The following is a 26,042-nucleotide window of genomic DNA, read 5'->3' as shown; positions in this document are numbered from 1 at the left end:
GACATGGAGCTTTTTACTATCCATCTTAAGAGTGCCACACAATATGAAAAAATCGATAAGGTCATCAGTTTTGTGGGTGAGGATGCTTCTGGGCAATTTGGGATTTTAGCTCATCATAGCCGCATGATGACGTGCTTAAAATTCGGCTTGGCCTGGTTTCGTGATGAAAATCAAGAGACGGAGTACTTAGCCTTACCAGGTGCCGTGGTTTATTTCATTGACAATCAATTGCATATTGCGACAAGACATTATGTGCGACATCAAGAATACCAAGCCATACAAAGGGTCCTGGAGGAAGAATTACATTGGGAAGAAAACAACCTATTGCGCACTAAAGAAAGCGTGCATCGTTTGGATGAAGAAATGTTAAAGCGTTTATGGGAATTAAACCGGCAGAACAGCTATGGAATTTAAAAATTCAAACAAGGAACTGGAACAACAAGTGAAACGAAACGTCCGAAAAATCAATAAAGCTAAAAAAGGAAAATCAACGTTATTAGCCCAAACAGTTTACCTGGGTACTTTAGGCTTTGTTTTTGTGTTACCCATCATTGCAGGAGCCTATCTCGGGGTTTGGCTCGATGAGAAAATAAAAGGGTATTCCATGAGTTGGACCATCAATTTAATCCTCCTTGGGGTGATTATTGGCGCCATTAACGTGTATCTTTTAATTAAGGACTAACCGTGGGAGAAGAAGGATTCTTAGCGCATTTTGCCTTTTCAATCGGTGGATTACCCATCACACAAAGTGTCTTAACCACGTGGTTCATTATGATCTCCTTATTCATCATGGCATGGAGTACCACTTACAAATGCTCTCTCCTACAGCCAAGCACGTACCAACTCCTTTGGGAGGGTGTTTTGAGCACCATGTACGATGCGATAAAAGAAGTATTGCCTGACCACGTTGAGCTGATATTTCCTTTTGTAGCCACCTTGTGGATTTTTATCCTTGTTTCCAATTTAATTGGTGTTATTCCGGGATTTTATTCACCAACGGCGGATTTATCGGTGACGGCATCCCTTGCGATGATGACTTTTTTATCGGTACACTGGTTTGGAATTCGTGCCGAGGGGTGGCGAGAGTATTTGAAACATTATATTAAGCCAACTCCTTTTTTATTGCCTTTTCATTTAATCAGCGAAATCTCTCGAACCTTAGCATTGGCCGTCCGCTTGTTTGGTAATATCATGAGCTTGCAATTAACCGCCCTGATTGTCCTCATGATTGCCGGATTTTTAGTCCCTATTCCAATACTCATTTTACATATTATTGAAGCCATCATCCAAGCGTATATTTTTGGCATGCTGGCCTTAATTTACATTGCTGGGGGCATTCAAGCCCATGAGCTTAAAAGCCAAGGAGAATCGTTATGAATGACATAAGTTGGTTTAGTTTAGCGTCAACCGTTATTGCAGCAATAGCCATTGCCATAGGAACTATAGGGCCGGCTCTGGCCATGGGGCGCGCGATTAGTCACGCCTTAGATGCTTTGGCAAGGCAACCTGAAGCCGAAAAATCCATCACCAGAACCTTATTTATTGGTTTGGCCATGATCGAATCGTTAGCCATTTATTGTTTGGTGATTGTTTTGATTATCCTCTTTAGAAATCCATTATTGTCTTATTTTGTAACGCAACAGGGATAAAACCAATGGAACTCTCTTGGACCACTTTTTCATTAGAACTCATTAATTTTCTTATTCTCATTTGGATTTTGAAACGCTTTCTTTATGCGCCCATACAAAAAACCATATTAGAACGAAAAAAAAGAGTGCAAGAACAATTAGAGACTGCACAAACACTGCACAGGCAAGCAACGCAATTGCAAACAACCTATGAACATCGTCTTGCCGATTGGCAACAAGAGAAAGCGACCCTACAAAACGAGTGGCATGAGGCGATGGAACGATGGAAATCAGAAGAAAGACTCCAGTTTGAAAAACAATTGCATCAAGAAAAAGAGCAGATTTTTTCCCATGAAATGCAAAAAGCCGCAGCCATCATTGAGAACAATGCCAAGGAAGCATTTCTTTTGGCTGGGAAATTTGCTGAAAAATTGTTAATGCCTTTTGCGGATGCCCATCTTGAAGAGAAAATCATTAAAAAAACCATTGAGGATCTGAATCATTTTCCGGTAGAACAATGGCAATGGCTCCATACTGTGCCTGAAGAAGAAACCGTTTCAATACAAACGGCCTACCCCATCAAAGAACATCAGAAACAGGATCTCTTGCAAGTTATTGAACAATTGTCACCTAAAAAACTTACAGTCTGTTTTACGGAAAATCCAAAGCTTCTCGCGGGATTAACCCTGCAAATGGGCCCCATGTGCTTGCAAGCCAATCTTCGTGATGAATTAAAATTCTTTATAGAGACAAAAAATGAATTGGTCTAACACCCCTTCTTTTCTTGAGAAGCAACGACAACGCCTTGAGCGCTATCAATTTCAAATCAAGGTATCCGAACAAGGGCGGGTGGTTTCTGTTGGAGATGGGATTATCTGGATTAAGGGCTTACCAGGGGCTGCCATCGATGAAATTCTTATTTCAGAGGATGAGTGCTGTATCGCGATGGTGTTCCACCTCACCGAAGAGCTGGTTGGCGCTGTGATGCTGGTACAAACCAAAAAATTAAAGGCAGGCACCCCTATTTTTCCTCTGAAACGCGTATTGAGTATTCCTGTAGGTGATAAACTGCTTGGGCGAGTGATTGATCCTCTAGGCCATCCATTAGACGGCGGTGAGATTCCGCCCCATGAAGAACAAGGATTACTGGATAGGCTGTCCCCACCTATTCTTCACCGTGACTTTGTGAATCGACCATTGTACACAGGAAATAAGATGCTTGATAATCTAATTCCCATTGGAAAAGGACAAAGGGAGTTACTGATTGGGGATAATGGGCTTGGTAAAAGTGCTTTGGCCCTTGACATTGTGATGAATCAAAAAGATAAAAAAGTGTATTGTGTCTATGTGTTGATTGGCCAAAAACGTTCCACGGTAAGCTCTACCATTCAATTATTAAAAGAAGCCAATGCATTGGACTATACGACTGTTGTAGTAGCCCAAGCGACGGCCTTACCAGGATTACTTTATCTGGCTCCTTTTGCAGGGTGCGCCATTGCCGAACACTGGATGAAAAAGGGCTTAGATGCCCTGGTGATCTATGATGATTTGAGTGCTCATGCCAATAGTTATCGTGAACTGTCCCTTTTACTGCGTAGACCTCCTGGACGTGAGGCATTTCCTGCGGACATTTTTTATCTGCATTCCCGTTTATTAGAACGCTCCACCTGTCTTTCCCCTGCTCTGGGCGGCGGTAGTATGACGGCGTTGCCTATTATCGAAACCAAAGAAGGTGAAATGGCCACTTATATTCCAACGAATCTCATCTCCATCACTGATGGGCAAATCTTTTTTGATGAATCCTTATTCTCTTCTGGATTTCTTCCCGCCATTGATATCACCAAATCGGTCTCACGAGTCGGTGGTAAAGCGCAGCATCCGCAAATTAAAAAAGAATCCGGTCGAATGAAACTGGATTACCTGCAATTTCTTGATTTGGAACTGTTCACCCGCTTTGGGGCGAAACTGGATGCCAAAATGCAAAAGCAGATTCAAAAAGGGCGAGTTTTAAGAGAAATTCTAAAACAAGAACGTTTTTCACCACTACCCATTGAATTTCAACTCGCATGGCTTATTGCTTACAATGAGGGTTTCTTTGACGAATTGAATTTAGAAGACATCCCCAAAATGCTCAAAAAAATAGAGGAAGAAATAAAACAAAGCACTTTATCCTTGGGAAGCCCACGAGAACAATGGAAAAAAGCGATAAAAGAATGGCTAATGGCATAGAACGGACTCATTATCCACTCCAAAGCAATGAGTATCACTTAATACCCGGATGGTATCATGACGAAACGAACCAAACTCAAAGAACATGTTCATACTTTAGAAGAAATTGGCCACATTATGACGGCCATGAAAAATCTTTCTTTCATTGAACTGGGCAAAATCACTCAATGTCTTTCCATGCAGGACAACGTCATTAAAACCATTCGTGAGGTGAGCCATGATTTTTTAAGTTTCTATCCCATGCCCCCCATGAATCAACAAGAAAATCCTCCCTTAGTTTCTATTCTTATTGGCTCAGAACGCGGCTTTTGTGGTTCTTTTAATGATAATGTACTTCATCAGTTAGACGCGCACAACGAGCAACATTCTGAATGGGAACCAGCACTCGTTCTTGTAGGGCATAAACTAGCATTAAAAATGGCCAATGATTCTCGTGTCATGGCAACAATCGATGGACCCAATGCCATTGAAGAAATCCCAGCCGTGATTTCAAACGTGTTACACACGTTAGAAAGAGCCTTATTGCAAAGAAATAAGACATGGCACTCTTGGCAATGGACTGTTCTCTTCAATGAGGAAGAGCACAATCAAATTCAAGTAAAAACCTGGCAGCCCTTTAAAGAGTTGGATATAAGTCCTGCGCCTCCTTTTTCTGTGCCACCTGTTTTGAATGGTTCCAAAGACCAGTTTTTCGCTGACTTGGTGGAGCATTATTTACTGGCCAGGTGTTATGCGATTTTTTATCAATCGTTTTTTGCGGAGAATCATCAAAGACTGTTTCATTTAAACCAGGCATTAGATCGGTTAGAAAATAAAAAAAATGCATTAAACCATCGTCTTAATTTAATGCGCCAAGAAGAAATTACGGAAGAAATTCAGAATATTTTGCAAAGCGCCCAAGCGATTATTGGTCATGAGTTCACATAGAGCACTATGAGGCAAAAGTCACACCGCCTCTTTATAAGGTCTTTTTCTTATACGGGTTACAGACGACTATTAATTTCAACTGCCCTGGTTTCGATTCTCCACGGCATAAGGCCTTATATTGTTCCTGTCCCGAAATGGCGATGAGTTCGAGAGCGATTTGATACTTATCATCATAACCCATGATAAAATGTTGTTTTTCATCCGTGACCACTGAGAAATGCCCTTTGGGATATCCATAATAGTAGATTTTGATTATTAATGTGGCTTTTTTAAGAGGGATATTTTTTATAGGGGAGGCCTTTGAGTACTCCACTGAAAAAACACCATTTCGATATTGTGCTAACGAAGCAGTCGTCAATAAACTCAAGACCACACACCCTATTAAAACCATCCACTGCTTCGCCATTGGAAATTCCTCCATCCTGGCATCATAATGTTCACTACCATGTCAGAATTAGCACTTAACCGATTGATCCCTGTAAAGTATCAAAGCGTGCCGTCCCTTCACTTTTTTAAGATTCCACATAGGACATCTCTTAAAAAAGCTTCTATTATAGAATAGACAGAACCTCAAAATAGAGCAAATAACGTACTGATTTGGTTGAGTTTCTAATCCATGGAATGAATGACTGCATGAATTCCTAATCATACCCTTTTAAGTTATTGGAAATTTGTTACAGAATATGGGATAAACTAATAAGAGGCAGGAAAACAAATAATCTCAGCTTGTTCAGTGCGCTTTGGAGGGAAAGGATGCTGTTTCAATACATTAAAAAATTTTTCCTATTTCTATGGGTTCAAGCAGTATCTATTTCTTTCCTGTTGGCGATGGCTTCTGTTTCCTTTGCTCAACTCACAGCACAAGACCATGCTGCCCATCATCAAGGAGAAAAAGAAAGTGAGGGAATGGGGGGCATGATGAAAAACATAGGGACTCCCTCTAAGGAACTGTACCCTTCTTTAATGAATTTACCCACATTATCCCCCGAAAAACGCCTTGCAATTCAACAAAAGGCACATCAACGCATCACATCCGGCATGGCGCTCATGAAAGGTGGACTTAACGAGCTTTTGTTGGCATCCAACAATAACGATTACGCTAAAATGCAAGAAGCTTTAGAGAAATTACGGGAAGGGATAGCGCAATATGAGAGTGCACTGGCTGCACTTCGCGCACTGTCTGAAGGAAAAAATCCTCGCGACATCGCTTTGCAGTGGTTTAAACGTGAAATGAATCTTCTTCCAAGTACTCCTCAAGCCAAAAATGTCTTAGGCGGTCCTTTTTTTCATTTAACGATTATCGCTCTATTTGGTCTGTTTTTTTTGGTCATGATTTGGATGTATTTTTTCAAAATGAGAAGAGCGGCTGCTTTGCTCGATCGCTTAACCAAACAAAATGCGACTGTATCTTCAGAGACACCACCCCAATTCTCAAAAGCACCTGAACCAACCCCTTCCTTAACATCTGTAGAGCCTATTAAATCCTCTCAAGTTTCTAAAGTGCCATCAGAAATAGCCCCAACTACGCCTCCTACCTGCCCCGCTCATAAATGTCCTGTCCCGCAATTTCCAGTCATGAGATCGCTCACCGAACCGGAAGAGAAATGGGAAGGACAACTTCGTGTTTGCCGTATCTTTCAAGAAGCCCCGGGAATCAAAACGTTTCATTTGGCATCAACCCATGAGGTGGCTTTGCCATTTACCTATTATCCTGGCCAGTTCATTACGCTCACCGCCTTAATTAATGGTAAAACCGTAAGACGCAGTTACACCATGGCGTCCACCCCAACCCAATTGCATTATTGCGCCATCACGGTCAAGCGGGAAGAACAAGGCGTGTTTTCCCGTTATTTGCATGACGAAATTAAAGAAGGGGATTTACTGGAGGTGATGGGACCTAATGGTAAATTTACCTTTACTGGTGAAGAGGCAAAGAGCATTGTACTGATTTGTGGAGGAGTTGGTATTACCCCGATGATGAGTATCATCCGCTACCTCACCGATATTGGATGGCACAATGACATTTATTTGCTGTACTGTTGTCGCACGACGAGTGAGTTTCTCTTTCGCGAAGAATTAGAGCAACTTCAAGAAAGATACCTCAATCTCCATGTGTACGCGTCGATGCTGCGTTCAGAGGGAACCATTTGGATGGGGTTGCAAGGCCTATTTACCAAGAACATCATCAGCCATCTTGTCCCTGATATTGCCTCTCATCGTATCCACGTTTGTGGTCCTCCTGCGATGATGGCAGCCATCCTTGGTATCTTAAAAGAACTTAAGGTGCCCGCTGATTTGATTCTAACAGAAGCATTTGGACCAGAAAAGAAACCAGAAATAATCCAAGAAGACTTAGAGGCCATCAAAGCCGATACCCGTTCGATGATTTCTTTTCGGAAATCTGAAAAAATGGTTCCGATTTTGCCAGACCGTACCCTTCTTGAAATCGCGGAAGCCAATGGAGTTACTATTGATAACGCGTGTCGAACCGGGCAATGCGGGTTATGTAAAGTGAAATTGCTGTCAGGGGAAGTGACCATGGCTTGTGAAGATGCGCTTTCAAAGGAAGACAAACAACAGGGGCTCATCTTAGCCTGTCAGGCCAAAGCGACTCAAAACATTGAGGTGGATGCTTAATGAATGCGCAAGGACGTATGATGGTTTTGGGGTTAGTACTTCTAATGCTTATTACATGGCTAGGCTTTGCAGTCCATACGTCTTATCGTTTTGCCGGGAGTTTTTGGGGTGGTGTTTTTGGCGTGAGTGGCTCGATATTGATGCTGATTCCGCTCTTCTACCTCTTTATTAAGCGCATTTCATTTTTGAAAAATTGGGTAACACACTATGTGTCCATGAATACCCTGTTGTCATGGCATATTTATGCAGGCATTATCGGTTCTATTTTAGTCTTGATTCATACCGGGCATAAATTTAATAGTGCTTTAGGTATTGCTTTGACTGCGATGACACTCATTGTCACGCTCAGTGGTTTTATTGGTCGTTATCTCATGGGCTTTATGACTCAGGAAATCGATGAAAAAAAGACAATCCTCTTGGGACTACAACAGCAATACCAAATCGTGGCTCAAGAATTACAAGCAAGCGCACACCCCAAGCAAAACATCGAAAAATTACATCTTATGACCGCTCGCTTTCTTTCCTGGCTGCTTGAAGACACCGCACTGGATGGTCAGTTAATCAAGTCGGCAGAGGTACGCGCTTTGTGTTTAGCAGATGCCATCTCTGAGCTGGAATACGCCATTCGTTTTCACGAGCACTTCAAGCGCCTGTTTCAAAAATGGTTAACCTGTCACATTATTACAGCACTGGTATTGTATGTTCTGCTGGGTTTGCACGTTTGGTCTGGAATTTATTTTGGATTAAGGTGGTTTCAATGAAGCTGAGTTGGGCTACCCTCGCTGCCCTTACCGTAATCGCGGCACTGTCTTTTATGGCCTATTATCTGTCTTCTCATGGAGATGAGGTGAGCAGTTTGACGAACGTAGCGGAGTGGCAAAGAATGGCAAGCCCCGGAGAACTTTCCAAAGCCCACTCGTTTTTAAGTCACAACTGCACTGCATGTCATACGCCTGTGAAAGGGGTTGAGGCAGCGAACTGTATCGTCTGCCATGCCAACAACGAATCTCTGTTAAAACGCCAGCCGACCTCCTTTCATGCCAACATAGGCAGTTGTGTTGAATGTCATAGAGAGCACCAGGGCAGAACAGCACGTATCACCCAGATGGATCACAATGCTTTGGTTTCGTTAGGACTTCAGCAACTTCGTGCCTTTTCAAATGCAAATGATGAAGAAGAACAGTTGATTATTAATCAAGTTATGCTCTTTTTAGCGCAGAACGAATCCAATAAGTCCACATTACGGGTCAACCCCCATTTATCACCTCAAGAACTGACTTTACGCTGCGCCTCATGTCATCAAAACAAGGACAAGCACTTTAAGTTATTTGGCGACGATTGTTCTGCTTGTCATGAAACGGCTCATTGGAGCCTCTCTGAATTTAGGCACCCATCTCCGAGTTCAATGGATTGTGCTCAATGCCACCAAGCGCCACCCAGTCATTATATGGAACATTTTAATATGATTTCAAAAAAAGTGGCGCATGAGCATGAAGCCCGTGTCGATCAATGTTTCCTTTGCCACCAAACCACATTGTGGACTGATATTAAAGGAGTTGGGTTTTATAAGCATCATTGAGGGACACCTTCACTACAATGGAAAATTATAAGTGCCATAACAATTTATTATGGCACTTACCAGGACTATTGATTGGGTGACTGTTTCTGCATCGGGATTTGATGTTGTATCAACATAGACATACTAGCAGGCGTTTGAATATATCCTTTATGCCAATACACAGTGGCATAATAAGCACTACAAATCATGCCTAAAATCGCAAAGAGAACGATGAGCCAACCAAAGACTTTTGCCAGCGAAATACCACGTCCTTCGTTACGTAACGCCCATGCTATCAAAATAATACCCAGTGCTATTGCAATGAGAGACAACATCTGAGCCACATGGAACAGGAATGCTTCACCTGACATCATTGGCATCTGGAAATAGCCTGCATACCAGTACTTAATCGCGTAATAAGTACTGCATAGCTCCCCTAAAATCCCGATAATGACAATCAACCATCCAAATATTTTGGCTAATCCAGTACTGTTGCCTTCATTACGTAATGCCCAAACAACCAACATGATTCCAAGCGCTATTGCGATAAGGCCGAGCATCTCGGCACTGTGAAACATAAACATCATGGTGCACCTCCTTTACTGTCTTGTTGTTTACCAAAACGAGGTATAAACCCAGGAGTAACTGCAGCATAGTGTTTATATTCCTCACCATATTCCGCCAAGACCTCTTTTTCTTCTCTACGCGCGAGACGAACATACATATAAACCAATATAGGAAACATGATTAAGGTCAGAATGGTTGGCCATTGCAATAAAAAACCAATCATCACCAGAATAAACCCATCGTATTGCGGATGACGAATTTTGGCGTACAGCCCACTGGTTGCAAGTTGATGCGCCTTTTGAGCACGATAAAGAGTACCCCAGGCTGATGCAATCATCCAAAGACCGCCGATAATGAAGACAAAACTTAAGATATGAAAGACATCAAAATGGGGATCACCTTTCAAGCCAAGCAGGGTATGGAGTAAATGGCCACTGTCATGACCATATAAATCCATTCCAGGATAATATTTAGAAAGCCATCCTGACAGTAAATAAATGGTTAAAGGAAAACCATACATTTCGGTAAAATAAGCGATGACAAACGCAGAAAAAGCACCAAAGGCGCGCCAATCTCGCCTTGTTTTAAACGTGGTGGTAAAACTGTAAGCAAACAAAATGAAAATCGCCGAATTGACAATGACCAATAACCACAAACCATAAGCATAAGAAGAATGTTCCATTTCGATTAATCCTTTTTCTCAGAAGAGTCGTTGTCCTCGTCATCGGATTTATGGTGATGATTCTCTCCATGCCCCCCATGTCCTCTATGCATAAAAAGATGCATCAATGGACAGAGTAAGACTAACAGCACCAATGGTGAAGCGCCTAAAAAGCTTGCTATGTGAGCACCATGCTCTACAATTAAGTAATAGCTAATAATCCCAATAATGATAATGGCCATTAGACCGGAAGGAGAACTCCAGAAGCCCTTCTCTTTTTGTGGTTTTGGTGATTTCGGGTGGTGCCCAAATGCAGGCGACATGATGTGCACTCCTTTGACTCAGTAATTTGTATTAGTATAGTTCATCCTTCTAAAGGATTGCGCCAGTCAGGTATCATTTCATAAATTGATCAATTTATGAAATTCAGTGCTATCTTGTCTATAGATAAGTATTGGATTTAGAGTAGCTTAATCAGCTCTTTTACAAGGAGCGGCAATATGTGGACTTTAAAGACGTTGAAGTGGTTTGTTGCAGTAGCCGCTTTGATGGGTTCAAGTGCTGTAGCTTCTGCCTTTGATACCTCAATCAAAACTGATTCACCAATAGGTTCCATAACATTGGCTTCCAATATACCTCATGCCCCTCATTGGACACCTCATGGTGGACATGGCCGGTGGCATTGGGATGGACATAGATGGCATTGGATTCAATATCACTACAAGTGGCATCATAACTGGCATCAAAATTGGCACCATAATTGGCATCAACAAAACTGGCATCACGGTGGTCATGACGGACATGGCGGTGGACATTAAGAATGGGAAATTCATTCCCAAGTCTTGATGTGTGAGTGAGGGCATTTAACCTTTGGTTTAGAGGGTTTTTTGTGCCAAATATTTGGAAATGAGGCAGAAACGAGACAAATGCGAGCCAGAAAAACCCTCATCGAGAGACTATGAAAAAAGTATAACTAGCCACAGAAAAAATTGAAGCACTTAAATATCTTGTTCGAGATAATAAAAATCAATTAAGCCATTTAAATACCTTAAGCAATTTATTGCAACAGCGGATTGATTATTTTAAGCAGATTATTACCACCTATCAAAAACAAGAGAAAGAAGTAGCCGAAAACATGATGGCAAGTGACACGGGACTTTATCTCGCAACTCAGGTACGCATTTTAACCATCACTATACAAAATGGCGAATTTATTTTACTCAATTGAAAGCGACATTAATTTTATATTTTTACAATTAATACTTTTATTCATAATCAAAGTAAGTAATAGTCTTATATGGGTATGTTAAAAGCACGCTAAATAAAAGGAATTATGGATATGAAAATTGTTTATTTAATAATTAGCTTTATGATTCTTCTTTTGAATTCGGGCTGTGGCGGATTACGTCAAGTAAATGCAGATGCGAAAAATGTGAACTTATATTTGTCCTATCCTACAGGAAATTGCCGTTTCTTAGGGATTATTAAAAACCCAAATGTACATGAAGTTATGGATATCCGCTCCTCTTTAAAAGATCTAGAAAAAGATGATAATAATTTTTTAAAAAATGAAGGCGCGAAGTTAGGAGCAAATGTTATCGTTCTTGTAACCCATACACCAAGTGAAGCTCATAAGAGATATGTAAGGGGATCAAAAAACTTAACAACTATTAATATCCATTCCATAATAGCTAATGCCTATTACTGTCCCCATATGAAAGTTGACCAATTACAACAAAGAAATTTAGAAATTAAGCAAACTCCATTATTTGAAAATGATGATCTGCAGATCAATCATTAAAAATCCAGGATCCTGGGTTAAATTACAAAACTGAGGATAATTTAACCCAGTATTGTCAGATAAATTGTCCCCATCCTAAAGACATGAGGAAGGATTTTCTTGGAAGAGAACGCTCAACACCCCAATGAACAAGGTCATTGATAGGTGATATATTCCTCATGGATGGATTAATATCATGAAGGTGACTATTTATTCCTATGAATTCATAAAATAATTCCAATGTATATTTGGCTTTTTTAAAAAAGAACAGCAACTCCTAACGTGATTGTATCTTGAGTGGTAGGCTCTCCCTGACTTCGAAGAATCCTCTTAAGAGCACCATACTCTACATCATGCTCGTACTCTGAAAAAATATTAAGCCCTGGCTTAAGACGATAATAAGGTCTCAGGATATAACGCATTTGGTTTAAGCCATTGCCAATCTCGTTTTTGACGACGGTATGAGTGGCCAAAATGCTGCGAATTCCTGTGACGAAGAAGAAGTTATTAGTCAGTTGGTTAGCCCGTGCTAACTGAATGTCAAATTTCACACTGCCATCGCGGTAATAGGTTCTAATGTTGGTATCAATATACCAAGGCATTAACCCTTCAATACCAATACCAGGTTGCCAATAAGGGCCTCCCGGGCGATAAAAATAATTGACCCCTCCTTTAACCGCCCAAAATTGGCTAATCAAATGCCAATAGAACACATCGATGTCGGCGTTTTCAACCGTTCCTTTATAAATTTCAGCGTCCTCAGTATACAACTGGAGCTTATTGTAATCTGGGCCATAGAGGCCTCTAAACGTCATTTCCTGAGCATTATGAAAAGGGTCTTCGCCAAGTTCAATATAGCTTGAACGATAGAAGCCTTGATGATGCCCTGCAGGGTGTTTGATAAGAGAAGCATCCAGTGGCATGACTTCGTCTTCTCGTACAATGGGTCGATTGATGTAGGCTTGCTGATAGGCGTAATTGTCTGGCTTTCGAGTGCCGTTGGCAATCTCAATGATGGTGGTGTATTGAAATACGCGCGCCATGCCTGCGGTCATGTGCAGAAGATGATGGCAATGGAAGAACCATTGACCGCTGGCTTCAGTATCAAAATCGGCAACGGCAGTAGCCCCTGGAGGGACTTCAATGGTATGCAATAAGGGATCGTAAGACCCATGACCATTGCGTAAAATAAACCAATGGCCGTGAATATGCATGGGGTGACGCATCATCGAATTGTTGGTAAAAATAATCCGATAACGCTTTCCTGGCTCAATCAGAATTGGTTTGGCCTTGTATTCTGGTAGACCATTAATAAACCAAATGTAACGGTCCATGTAACCAAACAATTCCATTTTAATAATCCCATCGACCGGTTTATTCGGGTTGTTGGTTTTCACTGCTCCTTTTAACTCTTGGTATTTGGTTCCCAGGGTGCTGGCCTTTGCCGAATCAGGCGGCTCTATCTTATCGCCGATGATGGTCGGCTCAATAGGCATCTTCATATTCATGGAGCCCTTCATCGACATGCCCTGCTCCATAGGCTTATCTGACTTCATTTTCCTATTCATAGACATGTCATTAGCAGAGTTAGACGTCTTACTCTGGCTCATTGCGCTATGATTCATGTCCGGCATAGCCATGCTGTTGTTCATTGTGGTCGATGAGGGGTCAGATTTCATTTGAGCAGAGTTAGATGTCTTATTCTGGCCCATTGCGCTATGATTCATGTCCGGCATAGCCATGCTCTTGTTCATTGAGGTCGACGAGGAGTCAGATTTCATTTGAGCAGAGTTAGACGTCTTACTCTGACTCATTGCCCCATGATTCATACCTGGCATGTCCATACTCTTGTTCATCGAGGTCGATGAGGATTTGGACTTCATTGATGAGGTGTGAGCGGAATGATTGGATGCATTGTCCATTTTCTTTTGGGCAGTCATGGAGGACATGGAGTGATTAGCGCTTTGCGAGCTCATTGATTGAGAGTGCGAAGGCATGGTCATGGAGGGTTTCATTGCCGTTGATGATTTATTTTTGTTCATCAAACCATGCAGTTGGTTTCCATCCATTGCCCCGCTATTCATAGACTGCATCATGTTGGCCATCATTTCTCTTGTGACAGGAAGTGGTTCAGGGAAAGGAGTCACGTCCTGATAATTGACGACTTGATTAGGATGAGTCACTAAGGCCCCATACGCTTTGCCCAGCGTGTCAATCGACTCGGCATAAATAATATAAGGCCTGTTTTTTTGAATGGTCACCAGGATATCATAGGTTTCACCCGGTGCAATCCAAAAATCCTCAATGGGATAAGGGACCACATCATTTCCTTGAATGTGCACCATCTCCACTTTGGCATCAGGAATTTTAACACGATAGATGGTACTTGCACCTGCGCCAATGAAACGTAGCCGCACCCTATCCCCTACCTTCACAGGAGCAGTCCAAGGATGAGATTTAGGCTGACCATTTAATAAATAGGCATCGTAAGCCACGTCACTTAAGTCATAAATACTCATGCGCATTTGTTGCATCATTTTATAATCAGCGATTAATTTTTTACGCTCTTCGGGAGAGGCTTTACGATAATCATGAAGAAACTTCATGAGTGAGGGTTGTAGGGGAAATCGAGGACCGTAATAATCACCGTCTTTTTTTAAATTCGCAAGCACTTGTTCGGCGGGCGTGTTGCTCCAATCGGATAACACCACCACATAATCTTTGGTGTAGTGATAACTTGGAGGATTGGGTGGATCAATAATAAAAGTACCGTACAAACCTTCCTGTTCTTGAACCTTAGCATGGGCGTGGTACCAATAGGTTCCTCTTTGATAAAGCTTAAAGCGATAATGGAATACGCCTCCCGGAGGAATTGGTTTTTGACTCACCCCGTCCACTCCATCCATTTGCCAAGGGACTAAAAGACCATGCCAATGAATGGACGTTCCCTCATCCAAATGGTTATATACATTGATGGTGACATCATCCCCTTCTTTAAAATGCAAAGTCGGTGCTGGAATTTGCCCATTAACAGCAATGGCGCGTCTCGGTTTGCCTGCAAAATTCACCGTTTTATAAGCAACCACCAAATTAACCGTACGCTTTGCTCCACCTGTAATAGTTAGAGGCGTCACCGCTTTAGGAGATTGTTTTTTAGTGGTAGGTTGTTCCATTTTGTATTGTGCAGGTTTCGATTGAGACGATGTAGTTTTCGGTGAAGTTAACGGTTGTGTTGAGGCACCATGTTGCTCATGCTGGGCAAACAATGCAGAAGAACTAAGCAGTAAAAAGGAAAAAATAAAGTAATAATTCCTGATTGAACAACGCAAATCCTTTTGTAACATGTTTCCATCCTTCCATAAAAATCGTATTAATGCGGCGATACCGTCTTTTCTGCTGTGACAGGCAAAACACCATACCCATACCGATAGACTAATTCCGCACCATACCAAGCTGTTGTGAGCAACAACACCTGGACAAGGAATAAAGCCATTAAGAAGAGCAGCGTCGGTTTTTGGTGTTTAATATAACGCAAAACCATCCAGAAAGCCACAAGTAAAATGGCACTTGCAGTAGCTAGTGCCCAGTTGCGGTGAATCACTTTTACGGCATGCGCCATAGCCCCATGTTTCACTGTATAAAAAGCATAAAACCCAGCGGACACAGTGGCAATCGTGCTCAATGCGGCCAGCCATAAACACCAACGCACTACGATTTCCAATTCGACAATAAACGGGTTGATTTTCCATCGAGTATTAGAGGCGAAATAGATTAAGGCATAAAAAATCACCGAAACAGTAAATAAGGCCACGGTAAAATGAACAAAAATGGGGTGCCAATTGGGGATAATTTCTATCATGGTCGATGTGCTCCTTAGTTTAGTTTGAGGAACCAACATCTCCTTCCCTCATTTCTTCCTACAAAAAATAGCGAATTGGCTATTCTGTTGTCCCTTTTTATTTTCTTATTTTTGTCAATTGAATTGTTATCCATTATGCTAAATGTCTGAGATTAAAATAGCAACAATAAACCTGGGTGTTTCTAGTCGTTGGCAAGGACAAGGAAAATCATTTTGAAGGAATTGTTATGAATACTAAGGATTGTTTTGCAGAGAATGACTACGAAGAAAAAGCTAGAGAAACTAAACCTCTTTTTGATGAGACAGAGGTTCATGAAGCCAGGGACTTAGAAAATGAAATGGAGCTTGACGAGGAGTTTGATGCCATACGCTCCATGAATTAACGTCCTCGCCTGTTAATCGGGATCCTTATAAAGGGCTTCAAACCAATTGGTCATCACATCATTACGCATTATTCGGGAGGATTCCAATGAATCCCTCATCATCTGCGCAACACCATGCTCTATTTTTTTAAAGCAATTGCTCTGTGTAGCCATGCGGCGATTGGCTTGAATGGGTGGGCTTAATAGTTCGATTGCTTTCATCAGCGGATTCACTTTTTCAGAAAACACATAGCGACTTAGGCGCATGGGATGCGTTTTCTCAAGCCACCAGGATAAAAAAGGGTTACTTAAGCTCTGCACAGAAGGTTGGATAACTTTTTGATAAATTGAGTCATTGGCTTCGGATGTTTGACGAACCTTGTCAAACGGTTGCGTGGAGCTCGTTGCGCAAAGTTCTGTAAGTTCGCGCGCTTCAAAACGCACATGATATTGTTCTTTACTGCAATCGGGATCGCCCGTTGGGTTAACGATTATCATTTCATAAAGCCCTGGCTGCAATTGCTCAATGGCATTACTATGCTCCAAAATAGCACGATGGTGCAAACGAACGACCTTAGCCGACACAAAGATTCCTAAATGCCCAACGGAAGGATGAAGGAGATACACCACTCGCTGTTTGGCCTTCTTCAATGCTTGAGTTGTAGGATAAATCGTTCTTATCCAATGTAAAGCCTGCCTCGGTGGGGTAATTAGATCGCCTTGGGAAGCAAAGAGAACAATAGGGCTTTGAATGCGTTTCAAATCGTAAACGCATCCTTTATGAATCCGCATTTCACCGCGCTCTAGTTGATTGCCAATAAAAAGATTATTCACTGTGGCCATTATCTCTTCTTGACTGAATTGATAAAACCCATTCCACCAGCGTTCAAACTCCAAGAATCGTTCTCGCTCTGCATCAACTTCATCAAATAAGCCATAATACTTATCCCAAATAGCCGTGGTGGGATTGAGTAACTCAAAATTAGAGACCAACCACGCCCCATCCAATATCCCTTCTTTTAAATCCGATAGAAAGCGAGCACTCCAGGAACCACCCAAGAGTCCACCCAATAACTGCATGGGATTGGCTTCTTCTTCGCTGTTGGACCAATAAGAAACCGGTGAGCCATTCATGACCGTCAAGCCAACCGATCCCATACAATCAGAAGCCAATAAGGCCAGCATCCAACCGGCTTGACAATTGCCATAAAGAATGGGGGCTTTGCCTTCATGCCAGGCTTGGACTTTTTCAACAAAATGGCGCAAAGTCATCAGGACATCGGCGAGCGTTTGATGAGGCACAGGATTAGGATAAAAAATAACAAAATACACAGGATGACCACTATGTAATGCGATGCCCACTTCAGAGTCCCGTTTGAAACCACCAATCCCTGGCCCATGGCCTGATCTGGGATCCACAATAATAACTGGATGAGCCTGAGGATCAAAACATTCCTCAAAGCACACATCACCGACTTCAAGAATTTTAACCAAGGCATAATTCGTTTTGGGTTCCAATGATTTCCCATCCAAAACTAATTCATATTTGAAATTAAGCAGTGGTGGCAACCCTTGTTGTTCGTGCTCCATCATATTATTGGCGCGTTCACGTAAAGTATCGCAAAACAAAATAGAACGCTGCCAACAATCCAGTTGATAAGAAAAAAAATCAAGCCCTATTTGATAAGGCAAGTCGATGTCTTGCTTGTCCATGCGTCACCACCATCTTGAATCAGCCATCTCTTTACCTATTGTGGACTAGGGATAAGATTTTTACAAAAATTTTCTCTCCATCGGATGACTGATATGGACAAGACCTAAAGTCAACGACTGCTCAAGAAAGTGATAGGGAGATTAAATAATAAATAATCCAGTCTTAACCGTTTGTTGTTGCGCAGTAGATAATCTATTATGGTAATACCTCTTTTGATTAGGATGAATCTCATGAAAAAAATCAATTTTATATTGTATTTATTAACCATGCTCGCCATATCCTTTGTGACCTTGGGTCATGGAACCACTGAAACCACTGACACTACAAACCAAACGAAACACATATATCGCGGCTCCTCGATTACTCTTGAAGAGTTAGCCAAAGTTGCGGATTTATCCTCGGCACGGGATCAAAAAGGGAACCCCGTGACCCTAGAAGAAGAACGCTATCAGATTGGCTCTTTTACAAAAGGCACGGTGACTATCATTCCCAAAAGTGGGAAAGTGGACGATGTCATTACCTTGGATTTAAAACCAAATTAATGCATAAAAATCGAACCTTGCTCAATAGGAGCTAAAATCCACTAGTCGTTTTGTAAGTCATGATGTCTGTGCCTCGAATAGGGCCATTTACGTCTGCAGCCTCCTTACTTAAGGCGACCGTAATCGACAACAAATCATGCACAATACCCTACATCATGACTCATTCCTTGATTAATTAGGGACACCTGAAGGATACAAAGCACGCAGCTGCGCCAATACTTTTTGTAATTTTTGCCAGTTGGTTTCAGTTCCTTTTTTATCATTGGCATCGCCTGTTTTATCAAGACGAGTGGCCAATTGACTGACATAGCTTAGATTTTGCTGTAGTGATTTTTTCTGTTCCTCTGACAAATCCTTGCTTAACGCAGGTAATGCGTTGACTAAATCACGAATGGCAAACGCATGCTGGTGTATGGTCGTTAAATCATCACTACTGAGCACTTGATTAATGGATGCCGCATGCTTATCTACAGCCTCCCAAATGGCTGGAATCGTTTTGGGAATGGATTGTGTAGGCTCTTCAGTGGAATCAGCCATTGCTTGAGAATACCCACAAACCAACAAAACACTAGTGATAAGCCCCAACCAAAAATGGCTTTTTTGTTTCAAAGTAACGTGCTTCATGTTCTTTCTCCTTGTTCCGTTTTATTGAATTGCATCCGCTGTTCTCGCCATACTTCAATAGCATTATACACCGTAGGTACTACAAACATATTTAAAAACGTGGAGGTAAATAGTCCTCCCAAAAGCACCTGAGCTAAAGGACGCTCAAGTTCCTTTCCTGCAGGCGAACCCCATAACAAAGGAATTAAGCCAAGTGCTGCTGTTGCGGCGGTCATTAGTACGGGCACTAAGCGATCGAGGGTTCCTTGAATGACCACTTGCTCACGTGGTTGTCCCTGGACACGCAATTGATTGTAGTGGCTCACTAAAATAATCCCATTACGTGCCGCGATTCCAAATAAGGTGATAAAACCAATCATAGCCGCCACACTCATATTTCCACTCGCAAGAAACAAAGAAATCACGCCACCAATCAAAGCGAGCGGCAAATTAAACATGACCAATAACGCTTCACGGAATGTACCAAACGCTTTATGAAGAAGAATCAACATAATGAAAATAGCCAATGCACCAAAAAGAATAATCACGCGAGAGGCTTGTTGCTGACTTTCAAACTGACCACCATACTGAATGAAATAACCACTGGGCAATGTAACCTTTTCCTTAACCCGTTGTTGCACTTCTTGAATCACACTGCCTAAATCGCGGTCTTGCACATTAAAAGCAATCACCAAGACACGCTGCACGTTTTCCCGATTAATCGCAAAAGGCTGGGGTTCTAGGCGAATTTCAGCTACCGCACGCAAAGGAATTTTAGTTTTCTGATTCTCCGTTCCATGAGCGTCAATCAGCATGTTTTGAATGGCTTTAACACTGTCTCGCCCTGTTTCACTCATTCGCAAATACAAATCAAACGTTCGCTGCCCTTCGAGGATACTGGATACCGTCACGCCATTCAAAAGAACTTGAACATCCTCAGAAATTTGCCCCACATTAATGCCATAACGCGTTGCTTTTTCGCGGTCAATGGTAATGACCAACTGGGGTACATTAATTTGTTGCTCTTTATTAACATCCACTATTCCTGGTACGGTTTTTAATATAGTTTCGACCGATTGACCCAGTTCGTTTAATGTCGCAAGATTATCACCAAAAAGCTTCACCGCCACTTGTGCTCTGACCCCCGACAGCACTTCATCCATACGATGAGCAATAAATTGACCCACATTAAACAGCGCTCCTGGGATATTCGCTAGATCCGCTCGAATACGACGCAATAACTCATCAGGCGACATGCTTTTGTCTTTGTCAAAATTAAGACGTACATCAAATTCACTGATATTAGGTGGCAGCGCATCCTCATCCAGTTCGCTGCGCCCTGCACGTTGAGCAATGGAGAGGACTTGTGGATACTTGAGCAAAGTTTTACTGACCTGTTTGCCTAATCGCATGGATTCATCCAATGAAGTCCCAGGAAGAGTACTCATTACGATAATAAAATTGCCCTCATGAAACTCAGGTAAAAAAGAGGTGCCAAAAAAAGGAAGCAAAGCCAAAGAAAAAATAAATGCGGCACCTGACATAGCAACGACTGTTTTACAATGTGCCAAAGACCAATTTAATCCCGTTAAAAAATGTTTTTTTAACCAAATCACAAAACGAGTTTCAGATTGCGCGTGTTTGACTACTTCTTCTTCCGTTAAATGATAACGTTCCTCTTGAGATAACGCATGTACCACCACCTTAACATCCTGTTTTTTCTCAGCTTTTCTGACTAATAGAATATAACAAAGGGCTGGCACCATCGTGATAGAAACAACGAGCGAACCTAATACCGAGGCAATATAGGCAATAGCCAACGGGCTAAAAATTCGCTCAGCAATACCTGATAAAAAGAAAATGGGCAAAAACACCAAACTAATGATAATGGTGGCATAAACCACAGAGCTTCGAATTTCCAAAACCGCATCAAAAACAATTTCAATGGCAGGCAAGGGCTTTTCTGTCAAACGATTCAACCTTAAGCGATGCACCACGTTTTCAACAGTGATAATGCCATCGTCCACCACCTCACCTATTGCAATCGCCATCCCCCCTAAAGTCATGGAGTTAATACCAAAACCAAAATAGTAAAGGACCAAGATACCGACAATAAAAGATATCGGCATGGAAAGAAATGTAATGAAGGAAGCTCGCCAATTCATTAAAAAAAGGAACAACACCGCAATGACAATGATGGCTCCTTCAATCAGCGCCTTAGTCAAGTTATGTATAGCTGATTCAATGAAATTGGCTTGGCGAAACACATCCGTCACTAATTCAACACCCGCAGGCAGTGTGTGTTTAATTTCCGCTAACGCTTGCTCCACTTTATCAGTCGTGGTTACGGTGTCCGCTCCATAGATTTTGGAAATCGTACCAATCACAGCATTTTCTGCATTATAAGTGCCATCACCTCGTTTAATTTCACCACCAAAGGTCACAGTGGCCACGTTGTTAATAGTAATAGGCGCTCCATTACGCACCACAATCAATGTTTTCTTAATATCATCCAGTGTTTTAATACGCCCAATGGTACTCACTACGAATTCAGTACCAGCCTGATGGACAAACGCGCCAGGCACGTTTTGATTCCCTGCCGCTAACGCTTGACGCACTTCTTCCACTGTGATGCCATAAGCCAGCATGCGTTGTGGATCCAATTGGACTTGATACTGTTTCACTTCCCCACCAGTAGAAACCACTGCAGCCACCCCACCAAGAGCCAGGATGCGTGGGCGAATGGTCCAATCGGAAATGGTGCGAAGCAGTTCAGGGCTTGCGGTTCGACTCACCAGGGCATATTTTATCAACCATCCAACCGCTGAAGTCACAGGAACCATAGTTGGGGAATTCACTCCTGGAGGAAGTCGATTGACTACTTGTTGAATGCGCTCATTAACTAGTTGACGATTGCGATAAATATCCGTCTTGTCATCAAACACAATAGTAATTGTAGATAATCCTACCGAGGTTTTGGAGCGAACACTGGCTACCCCCGGTGTCCCATTAATGGCACTTTCTAAGGGGTAAGTCACCAGTGTTTCCACATCTTGCGTGGCCATACCAGGTGCTTCTGTTTGTACCACCACTTGTGGCGGGGCAAATTCGGGAAAAACATCCGCGGGCATTTGTTTTAAAGCATAGCCACCCAACAAACAAAGAATCAGGGTTTGGGCCAGGATTAATGGCCTATTATGCAGTGACCAGGCAATGAGATGAGTAAACATTTAATGATGCTCCTCTTCGCCTGTTTTCGGTTTACTGCCACCACTAAGCCACAGTGTATAAAGTTCACGGTTGCCCTGCGTCACAACAAGGTCGCCTGGCACTAAACCATCCGTAATTTCTGAGTAGTCATCATCCACAGCACCTACTTGAGCAACGACGCGGTCATACGTGTCCCCATTTTGAACAAAAACAAATTGCTGATTATCCGCCTGTAAAAGAGCCGCGTTAGGTACGGCAAGTGCTGCCTCATTACGAGCTAAAATGACGTTGGCGCGTACAAACATCCCGGGCTTTAGGAGTTTCTCTTCATTATCCAAGGTGATGCGCACATTCACGGTACGAGTTAAGGAGTCAAGATTGGGTTCAATTAAAGTTACTTGTCCTGCAAAAACCTTCTTTGGGTAACTTAAGGCATGAATAGTCACTTCTTGCCCTACCTTAACCTTACCTAAATCTTCTTCATACACTTGGGCTACGACTAATAATTTATCGCGATTACTGATGTGAAAAAGAACCGTGTTCGGCTCAACCGCTTGGCCCAAATTGATATTCCTGGCATCAATGATGCCTGCAATGGGAGCTGTGACCGCAACACTTGGTGGAGGATTACCCACTAATCGTGATTGCACTGTGGCTAGACGTTGCCCTGCCTTGACGCTATCCCCTAAATTCACATCAATGGCGGTCACGCTCCCACTAATCCGAATACTGACATCGGCTTGGGCATCAGGTAACAATTGAATTTGGCCATTTAAACCAAGCATTTGCGCCATGGGGCGATTGGTTGCTTCCACCACCTTGATGTCAAGCATTTTAGTTTGTGCTGGTGTTAAATGAACGGGGCCTTTGGCTCCTCCCTCGCTCACTTCAATTTCTTCTCCATGGGCAAAACACCCTTGAATAGGAAAGAGTAGACTAAGAAACAGACTAATTAATGCCATCCTTCTCATTTGCTGCCACCATCTCATTTGCTATCCCCATTCCTTTGATACGCTAAATAAGAGCAAAACCCATTGGTTTTACCTGGACCAATAGCCGTACATAAAGCCACATACACTTGCAAATACTTTTCTAAAGTATTGAGATAAGTTGTTTGCAAATCATTTTGTTGTTTTTGCACTTGCAATACATTCAAAAAAGAAATTTGTCCGCTCTCATAAGAATCACGTGCCAGTTTGACATTCTCAACTGCTAATTTAAGAGAAACAGTTTGCGTTTCCCTAAGACTCATTTGAAGTGCTTTCAGTTGGGCATAGTTACTGGCTATTTCAGTTTCAATAACTAAATCCAAGGCACGTAATGCCATCATCGCTTGAGTTCCTGTGTGACTGGCTTCTAAAATTCGCCCCTGATTACGATTTAAAAGAGGAAGAGGCACAGAAAGCGTGACCCCCAAGGTGCGATCAGCGGGTTGGGGTGGTCCCTCTTCCACCACAATTTTATCTTGTTGAACACCAAGCCCTACCGTCCAATCCGCAAAACGCTCGGCTTTTGCCAAACGCCTGTCGGCATTGGCACGATGAATCGATAAAGCGATGGCCTGACGATCAGGACGATTTTTAAGGGCTAATGTTTTTAAGAAGGCTAACTCAGGAAGTTTTTTACCTGTGATGACATCCCTCTTAAGAGATAAAGGAGAATTGGCTTTCCGCCCCATCAATTGATTCAGTAGGGCATATTGACTGATACTAAAACTATGCAAAAGATGTTTTTCTTGTCCAATCCTCAGATACTCAATGCGTGCTGCATTGTCATCCAGCTTTGAAATTTCAGCCGCGTGATAACGGTTATGAATCACATCAACAAGCTCGTGGTTTATCCGTAATAAGTAATTCACCTGTTGCATGCGACGCTCGGTAATCACAGCAGCATAATACGCATTCGCTACTTTGCTACTTAATTGACGCTCTGCTTCCCTAATTTCTGCCATGGCTTTTAACACATCCAAGCGCGCCACTGTCTTTTGTTTTGCAATACGTCCTGAAATAGGAAATGCTTGGCTAAAACCAGCACTGCGTGAATATTCCCCTTCGTCATTAAATAAGCGATCGTCGTTATTGGAAAGATTAAGACTTGGATTAGGCCAAAGACCTGCTTGGATTAAACGCGCCTTGGCGATAGAAACAGTATAACGGGCTGCTTTTAAATCCTTGTTGTTCGCTAGAGCAATTTGAGTTATTTCTTGAAGGGTTAATACGTTGCCTGCTGTAGCCAGAGAGGAACACAGTAATAGAAGCATCACCCAACCAAAAAACCACTTCATAGAATTAATTTCCATAAATAATAAGATTCAAAATAACTTTTAATTCGTCTTACATCGGTATGCTCGACCTACCATCCAATGGTCCGCTACGAAATCATTTTTGGGATTGCCTTCATAAGTTTGCTGATGTTGAGTCACTAAAACCCTGTTAGCACCTAATAGAGCTGCTTCATTTCTTAAGATATTTAATTCATCCTTAATCAAATGATCATGGGATTGATAGGATTGGCTCATGCCATTACGATCGGAGGCTCTGACTTCCCCTAAAAAAGCACAGGCTTTGGAAGGCTTACCTGATTGGAGAAGGGTCACTTTTTCTCCCTCAGGAGTTAACTTGGCATTATAAGAACAGCCCACAAGGAGTACAGAAACCATCAATAGGATGGTGCGTTTCATCTGAAAATGAATCATGAATTAATCCCTTCTTTTTATTATTTTATTCTCTAGTATCTCCCACCCAATGCCATTAAACAAGAGTGGTATATTAATTGACGAGGTAGAACAAAAAAACAGAAAAGCACGCTAATAGCGTGCTTAATGCACTGCAGTAAGACGACTGTTTTGTGTGTTTTCATTTTTTATTCGGCAATTTGATGAATACCCAAATCAATCGTATCGTTCCTTGTTGCAAGCATCGGATTATAGACACAAACGGAACCATTGATTTTTCTTTGCTTTGCCGCATAACACGCCAAATCCGCTTCTTTAATCACGCTATTCACTGAAGCCGAGTGAGGATTCATCTGAGTGATGCCAATGGAGCAGCCTAGATTAAGCTTCGATAAAATACCTTTTTTGAAGGATTGCTTAGCTACTGTAATAAGATTTTCTGCAATCTTTTTCGCTTCATCCAAGGAGATGTGTTCCATCACAGCGATGAACTCATCACCACCATAACGAGCCACAATATCATCCTTTCGCAATCGCTGCCTTAGGAGTTGTCCAAATGCTGCCAACGTGTTGTCTCCCACATCATGACCATAACGATCGTTAACCGCCTTAAATTTATCCATATCAATAAAAAGGACAATAACCCATCCATCACTGCTCTTAATTTGCTGAAACCGTGTGTTCAACATTTCAAAAAGAGTCTCTCTGTTATGGCAACCAGTCAGCGAATCGTATTTGACATGATGCCTTAATAGTTCATAGCGATTTTTTAAATCATCCATTACTTCCATCTTTTGAATGGTCTTAGTCATAAGACGACAAGACAAATAAACATAGGTAGCGCCTAATAAAAACACACTGCCATAAAAATAATTAAGACAATGGGGATCAACCAAGAGACCATAAAAAATACTGGCCGAATAACTTAGAATAAATGCGCCAATAAAAACAAGATAAACGAGCCACTGCCAACGATAATGGCTCGTTTGTTGCAGTACGCTTTTAATTAAATAGGCACCACCGATTAGAAAGACAATACCAACCACAATCATAATAGCTGGGAACACCATGATTTTGCCTTATGAACAACC

At 42.0% G+C, this 26,042-nt stretch carries 28 protein-coding genes; 15 read left to right on the top strand and 13 right to left on the bottom strand.

Translation table 11 applies throughout. The features are described 5' to 3' along the window. Nucleotides 1-3 precede the first annotated feature (3 nt). From ACZ5EK_RS05495 to ACZ5EK_RS05465, 7 genes are read left to right on the top strand one after another with little or no spacing between them, the layout of a single operon-like run. A complete protein-coding gene (locus ACZ5EK_RS05495) occupies nucleotides 4-414 on the top strand; it encodes a F0F1 ATP synthase subunit delta/epsilon (protein ID WP_011946151.1) in 411 nt (136 codons plus the stop codon). After that, nucleotides 404-682: an AtpZ/AtpI family protein gene (locus tag ACZ5EK_RS05490; protein ID WP_011946150.1), complete on the top strand. Its 279-nt coding sequence runs from the start codon at nucleotides 404-406 to the stop codon at nucleotides 680-682. The genes ACZ5EK_RS05495 and ACZ5EK_RS05490 overlap by 11 nt, the downstream gene beginning before the upstream one ends. A gap of 2 nt (nucleotides 683-684) precedes the next feature. Continuing rightward, entirely contained in the window at nucleotides 685-1,377 is a 693-nt protein-coding gene (locus ACZ5EK_RS05485) for a F0F1 ATP synthase subunit A (RefSeq protein ID WP_011946149.1), read from the top strand. After that, complete coding sequence (locus tag ACZ5EK_RS05480) at nucleotides 1,374-1,649, top strand: F0F1 ATP synthase subunit C (RefSeq protein ID WP_011946148.1); 276 nt, start codon at nucleotides 1,374-1,376, stop codon at nucleotides 1,647-1,649. The genes ACZ5EK_RS05485 and ACZ5EK_RS05480 overlap by 4 nt, the downstream gene beginning before the upstream one ends. Nucleotides 1,650-1,654: 5 nt before the next feature. Continuing rightward, nucleotides 1,655-2,398 (top strand): F0F1 ATP synthase subunit delta, encoded by a 744-nt coding sequence (locus tag ACZ5EK_RS05475; protein ID WP_061634640.1) that lies wholly within the window; start codon nucleotides 1,655-1,657, stop codon nucleotides 2,396-2,398. Continuing rightward, nucleotides 2,385-3,857: a F0F1 ATP synthase subunit alpha gene (locus ACZ5EK_RS05470; protein WP_010946783.1), complete on the top strand. Its 1,473-nt coding sequence runs from the start codon at nucleotides 2,385-2,387 to the stop codon at nucleotides 3,855-3,857. The genes ACZ5EK_RS05475 and ACZ5EK_RS05470 overlap by 14 nt, the downstream gene beginning before the upstream one ends. Nucleotides 3,858-3,914: 57 nt before the next feature. Beyond that, complete coding sequence (locus ACZ5EK_RS05465) at nucleotides 3,915-4,784, top strand: F0F1 ATP synthase subunit gamma (RefSeq protein ID WP_027265828.1); 870 nt, start codon at nucleotides 3,915-3,917, stop codon at nucleotides 4,782-4,784. A gap of 31 nt (nucleotides 4,785-4,815) precedes the next feature. Here ACZ5EK_RS05465 and ACZ5EK_RS05460 read toward each other — a convergent pair whose 3' ends face one another. Continuing rightward, nucleotides 4,816-5,190, bottom strand: a complete 375-nt coding sequence (locus ACZ5EK_RS05460; RefSeq protein WP_013101362.1) for a hypothetical protein — start codon at nucleotides 5,188-5,190, stop codon at nucleotides 4,816-4,818. A 347-nt stretch (nucleotides 5,191-5,537) separates the two neighbouring features. On the opposite strand from ACZ5EK_RS05460, the gene ACZ5EK_RS05455 reads away from it, so the two are divergent. From ACZ5EK_RS05455 to ACZ5EK_RS05445, 3 genes are read left to right on the top strand one after another with little or no spacing between them, the layout of a single operon-like run. Continuing rightward, nucleotides 5,538-7,421 carry a 2Fe-2S iron-sulfur cluster-binding protein gene (locus tag ACZ5EK_RS05455; protein WP_061634639.1) on the top strand — a complete coding sequence of 628 codons (1,884 nt, stop codon included), beginning with the start codon at nucleotides 5,538-5,540 and terminating at the stop codon, nucleotides 7,419-7,421. After that, complete coding sequence (locus tag ACZ5EK_RS05450) at nucleotides 7,421-8,182, top strand: hypothetical protein (protein ID WP_061634638.1); 762 nt, start codon at nucleotides 7,421-7,423, stop codon at nucleotides 8,180-8,182. The genes ACZ5EK_RS05455 and ACZ5EK_RS05450 overlap by 1 nt, the downstream gene beginning before the upstream one ends. Next, on the top strand, nucleotides 8,179-9,000 hold the full coding sequence (locus tag ACZ5EK_RS05445) for a cytochrome c3 family protein (RefSeq protein ID WP_027265831.1): 822 nt from the start codon (nucleotides 8,179-8,181) through the stop codon (nucleotides 8,998-9,000). Before ACZ5EK_RS05450 ends, ACZ5EK_RS05445 begins: the two co-directional genes overlap by 4 nt. A 65-nt stretch (nucleotides 9,001-9,065) precedes the next feature. Here ACZ5EK_RS05445 and ACZ5EK_RS05440 read toward each other — a convergent pair whose 3' ends face one another. Genes ACZ5EK_RS05440 through ACZ5EK_RS05430 form a run of 3 tightly spaced genes read right to left on the bottom strand, consistent with a single transcriptional unit; the run spans nucleotide 9,066 to nucleotide 10,530 of the window. Next, nucleotides 9,066-9,566, bottom strand: a complete 501-nt coding sequence (locus ACZ5EK_RS05440) for a hypothetical protein (RefSeq protein WP_027265832.1) — start codon at nucleotides 9,564-9,566, stop codon at nucleotides 9,066-9,068. Then, on the bottom strand, nucleotides 9,563-10,228 hold the full coding sequence (locus tag ACZ5EK_RS05435; protein WP_042755008.1) for a methyltransferase family protein: 666 nt from the start codon (nucleotides 10,226-10,228) through the stop codon (nucleotides 9,563-9,565). Before ACZ5EK_RS05435 ends, ACZ5EK_RS05440 begins: the two co-directional genes overlap by 4 nt. Before the next feature lie 5 nt (nucleotides 10,229-10,233). Beyond that, nucleotides 10,234-10,530 (bottom strand): DUF2933 domain-containing protein, encoded by a 297-nt coding sequence (locus tag ACZ5EK_RS05430; RefSeq protein ID WP_027265438.1) that lies wholly within the window; start codon nucleotides 10,528-10,530, stop codon nucleotides 10,234-10,236. A gap of 177 nt (nucleotides 10,531-10,707) precedes the next feature. Between ACZ5EK_RS05430 and ACZ5EK_RS05425 the strand changes: the two genes are divergently transcribed. The 3 genes from ACZ5EK_RS05425 (at nucleotide 10,708) to ACZ5EK_RS05415 (ending at nucleotide 12,008) form a co-directional block, all read left to right on the top strand. Beyond that, nucleotides 10,708-11,025 (top strand): hypothetical protein, encoded by a 318-nt coding sequence (locus tag ACZ5EK_RS05425; RefSeq protein ID WP_027265439.1) that lies wholly within the window; start codon nucleotides 10,708-10,710, stop codon nucleotides 11,023-11,025. 170 nt (nucleotides 11,026-11,195) lie between these two features. Further along, a complete protein-coding gene (locus tag ACZ5EK_RS05420) occupies nucleotides 11,196-11,435 on the top strand; it encodes a CHASE3 domain-containing protein (RefSeq protein WP_072363891.1) in 240 nt (79 codons plus the stop codon). Nucleotides 11,436-11,546: 111 nt separating this feature from the next. Further along, nucleotides 11,547-12,008, top strand: a complete 462-nt coding sequence (locus ACZ5EK_RS05415) for a DUF4156 domain-containing protein (protein WP_015444656.1) — start codon at nucleotides 11,547-11,549, stop codon at nucleotides 12,006-12,008. 236 nt (nucleotides 12,009-12,244) lie between these two features. Here the strand turns inward: ACZ5EK_RS05415 and ACZ5EK_RS05410 are convergent, their stop codons facing one another. Beyond that, nucleotides 12,245-15,331 (bottom strand): multicopper oxidase domain-containing protein, encoded by a 3,087-nt coding sequence (locus tag ACZ5EK_RS05410; RefSeq protein WP_464431767.1) that lies wholly within the window; start codon nucleotides 15,329-15,331, stop codon nucleotides 12,245-12,247. Nucleotides 15,332-15,357: 26 nt separating this feature from the next. Further along, nucleotides 15,358-15,885: a DUF2231 domain-containing protein gene (locus ACZ5EK_RS05405; protein ID WP_464431766.1), complete on the bottom strand. Its 528-nt coding sequence runs from the start codon at nucleotides 15,883-15,885 to the stop codon at nucleotides 15,358-15,360. A 188-nt stretch (nucleotides 15,886-16,073) separates the two neighbouring features. On the opposite strand from ACZ5EK_RS05405, the gene ACZ5EK_RS05400 reads away from it, so the two are divergent. Continuing rightward, the gene (locus ACZ5EK_RS05400; protein ID WP_167592934.1) at nucleotides 16,074-16,229 is read left to right on the top strand and encodes a hypothetical protein; all 156 of its coding nucleotides are present in this window, start codon (nucleotides 16,074-16,076) and stop codon (nucleotides 16,227-16,229) included. A gap of 12 nt (nucleotides 16,230-16,241) precedes the next feature. On the opposite strand, the gene ACZ5EK_RS05395 is transcribed toward ACZ5EK_RS05400, so the two are convergent. Next, complete coding sequence (locus tag ACZ5EK_RS05395) at nucleotides 16,242-17,921, bottom strand: DUF3141 domain-containing protein (RefSeq protein ID WP_027265442.1); 1,680 nt, start codon at nucleotides 17,919-17,921, stop codon at nucleotides 16,242-16,244. Between the two features lie 231 nt (nucleotides 17,922-18,152). On the opposite strand from ACZ5EK_RS05395, the gene ACZ5EK_RS05390 reads away from it, so the two are divergent. Then, nucleotides 18,153-18,464: a hypothetical protein gene (locus ACZ5EK_RS05390; protein WP_027265443.1), complete on the top strand. Its 312-nt coding sequence runs from the start codon at nucleotides 18,153-18,155 to the stop codon at nucleotides 18,462-18,464. A gap of 171 nt (nucleotides 18,465-18,635) precedes the next feature. Here the strand turns inward: ACZ5EK_RS05390 and ACZ5EK_RS05385 are convergent, their stop codons facing one another. The 6 genes from ACZ5EK_RS05385 to ACZ5EK_RS05360 all read right to left on the bottom strand — a co-directional run bounded on the left by ACZ5EK_RS05385 (nucleotide 18,636) and on the right by ACZ5EK_RS05360 (nucleotide 26,021). Further along, nucleotides 18,636-19,088, bottom strand: coding sequence for a hypothetical protein (locus ACZ5EK_RS05385; RefSeq protein WP_027265444.1), 453 nt, complete (start codon nucleotides 19,086-19,088; stop codon nucleotides 18,636-18,638). Continuing rightward, complete coding sequence (locus ACZ5EK_RS05380) at nucleotides 19,085-22,297, bottom strand: efflux RND transporter permease subunit (RefSeq protein ID WP_027265445.1); 3,213 nt, start codon at nucleotides 22,295-22,297, stop codon at nucleotides 19,085-19,087. Before ACZ5EK_RS05380 ends, ACZ5EK_RS05385 begins: the two co-directional genes overlap by 4 nt. After that, entirely contained in the window at nucleotides 22,298-23,266 is a 969-nt protein-coding gene (locus ACZ5EK_RS05375) for an efflux RND transporter periplasmic adaptor subunit (protein WP_027265446.1), read from the bottom strand. Next, complete coding sequence (locus ACZ5EK_RS05370; protein ID WP_013101325.1) at nucleotides 23,263-24,561, bottom strand: TolC family protein; 1,299 nt, start codon at nucleotides 24,559-24,561, stop codon at nucleotides 23,263-23,265. Before ACZ5EK_RS05370 ends, ACZ5EK_RS05375 begins: the two co-directional genes overlap by 4 nt. 39 nt (nucleotides 24,562-24,600) lie before the next feature. Continuing rightward, nucleotides 24,601-24,972: a DUF4156 domain-containing protein gene (locus ACZ5EK_RS05365; RefSeq protein WP_013101324.1), complete on the bottom strand. Its 372-nt coding sequence runs from the start codon at nucleotides 24,970-24,972 to the stop codon at nucleotides 24,601-24,603. Nucleotides 24,973-25,139: 167 nt separating this feature from the next. Further along, nucleotides 25,140-26,021 carry a GGDEF domain-containing protein gene (locus ACZ5EK_RS05360; RefSeq protein WP_014843655.1) on the bottom strand — a complete coding sequence of 294 codons (882 nt, stop codon included), beginning with the start codon at nucleotides 26,019-26,021 and terminating at the stop codon, nucleotides 25,140-25,142. Nucleotides 26,022-26,042: the final 21 nt, after the last annotated feature.

It is taken from the genome of Legionella sp. JM-2024, from assembly GCF_055389095.1.
The sequence above is the reverse complement of the archived record's forward strand: the minus strand, read 5'-3'. Positions and strand labels throughout refer to the sequence as shown.

What these genes read in the sequence shown, in the direction of transcription:
- ACZ5EK_RS05495 (WP_011946151.1), top strand. Translation starts at nt 4, where the DNA reads ATGGAGCTTTTTACTATCCATCTTAAGAGTGCCACACAATATGAAAAA.
- ACZ5EK_RS05490 (WP_011946150.1), top strand. Translation starts at nt 404, where the DNA reads ATGGAATTTAAAAATTCAAACAAGGAACTGGAACAACAAGTGAAACGA.
- ACZ5EK_RS05480 (WP_011946148.1), top strand. Translation starts at nt 1,374, where the DNA reads ATGAATGACATAAGTTGGTTTAGTTTAGCGTCAACCGTTATTGCAGCA.
- ACZ5EK_RS05475 (WP_061634640.1), top strand. Translation starts at nt 1,655, where the DNA reads ATGGAACTCTCTTGGACCACTTTTTCATTAGAACTCATTAATTTTCTT.
- ACZ5EK_RS05470 (WP_010946783.1), top strand. Translation starts at nt 2,385, where the DNA reads ATGAATTGGTCTAACACCCCTTCTTTTCTTGAGAAGCAACGACAACGC.
- ACZ5EK_RS05465 (WP_027265828.1), top strand. Translation starts at nt 3,915, where the DNA reads ATGACGAAACGAACCAAACTCAAAGAACATGTTCATACTTTAGAAGAA.
- ACZ5EK_RS05460 (WP_013101362.1), bottom strand. Translation starts at nt 5,190, where the DNA reads ATGGCGAAGCAGTGGATGGTTTTAATAGGGTGTGTGGTCTTGAGTTTA.
- ACZ5EK_RS05455 (WP_061634639.1), top strand. Translation starts at nt 5,538, where the DNA reads ATGCTGTTTCAATACATTAAAAAATTTTTCCTATTTCTATGGGTTCAA.
- ACZ5EK_RS05450 (WP_061634638.1), top strand. Translation starts at nt 7,421, where the DNA reads ATGAATGCGCAAGGACGTATGATGGTTTTGGGGTTAGTACTTCTAATG.
- ACZ5EK_RS05445 (WP_027265831.1), top strand. Translation starts at nt 8,179, where the DNA reads ATGAAGCTGAGTTGGGCTACCCTCGCTGCCCTTACCGTAATCGCGGCA.
- ACZ5EK_RS05440 (WP_027265832.1), bottom strand. Translation starts at nt 9,566, where the DNA reads ATGATGTTTATGTTTCACAGTGCCGAGATGCTCGGCCTTATCGCAATA.
- ACZ5EK_RS05435 (WP_042755008.1), bottom strand. Translation starts at nt 10,228, where the DNA reads ATGGAACATTCTTCTTATGCTTATGGTTTGTGGTTATTGGTCATTGTC.
- ACZ5EK_RS05430 (WP_027265438.1), bottom strand. Translation starts at nt 10,530, where the DNA reads ATGTCGCCTGCATTTGGGCACCACCCGAAATCACCAAAACCACAAAAA.
- ACZ5EK_RS05425 (WP_027265439.1), top strand. Translation starts at nt 10,708, where the DNA reads ATGTGGACTTTAAAGACGTTGAAGTGGTTTGTTGCAGTAGCCGCTTTG.
- ACZ5EK_RS05415 (WP_015444656.1), top strand. Translation starts at nt 11,547, where the DNA reads ATGAAAATTGTTTATTTAATAATTAGCTTTATGATTCTTCTTTTGAAT.
- ACZ5EK_RS05410 (WP_464431767.1), bottom strand. Translation starts at nt 15,331, where the DNA reads ATGTTACAAAAGGATTTGCGTTGTTCAATCAGGAATTATTACTTTATT.
- ACZ5EK_RS05405 (WP_464431766.1), bottom strand. Translation starts at nt 15,885, where the DNA reads ATGTTGGTTCCTCAAACTAAACTAAGGAGCACATCGACCATGATAGAA.
- ACZ5EK_RS05400 (WP_167592934.1), top strand. Translation starts at nt 16,074, where the DNA reads ATGAATACTAAGGATTGTTTTGCAGAGAATGACTACGAAGAAAAAGCT.
- ACZ5EK_RS05395 (WP_027265442.1), bottom strand. Translation starts at nt 17,921, where the DNA reads ATGGACAAGCAAGACATCGACTTGCCTTATCAAATAGGGCTTGATTTT.
- ACZ5EK_RS05390 (WP_027265443.1), top strand. Translation starts at nt 18,153, where the DNA reads ATGAAAAAAATCAATTTTATATTGTATTTATTAACCATGCTCGCCATA.
- ACZ5EK_RS05385 (WP_027265444.1), bottom strand. Translation starts at nt 19,088, where the DNA reads ATGAAGCACGTTACTTTGAAACAAAAAAGCCATTTTTGGTTGGGGCTT.
- ACZ5EK_RS05380 (WP_027265445.1), bottom strand. Translation starts at nt 22,297, where the DNA reads ATGTTTACTCATCTCATTGCCTGGTCACTGCATAATAGGCCATTAATC.
- ACZ5EK_RS05375 (WP_027265446.1), bottom strand. Translation starts at nt 23,266, where the DNA reads ATGAGATGGTGGCAGCAAATGAGAAGGATGGCATTAATTAGTCTGTTT.
- ACZ5EK_RS05370 (WP_013101325.1), bottom strand. Translation starts at nt 24,561, where the DNA reads ATGAAGTGGTTTTTTGGTTGGGTGATGCTTCTATTACTGTGTTCCTCT.
- ACZ5EK_RS05365 (WP_013101324.1), bottom strand. Translation starts at nt 24,972, where the DNA reads ATGATTCATTTTCAGATGAAACGCACCATCCTATTGATGGTTTCTGTA.
- ACZ5EK_RS05360 (WP_014843655.1), bottom strand. Translation starts at nt 26,021, where the DNA reads ATGGTGTTCCCAGCTATTATGATTGTGGTTGGTATTGTCTTTCTAATC.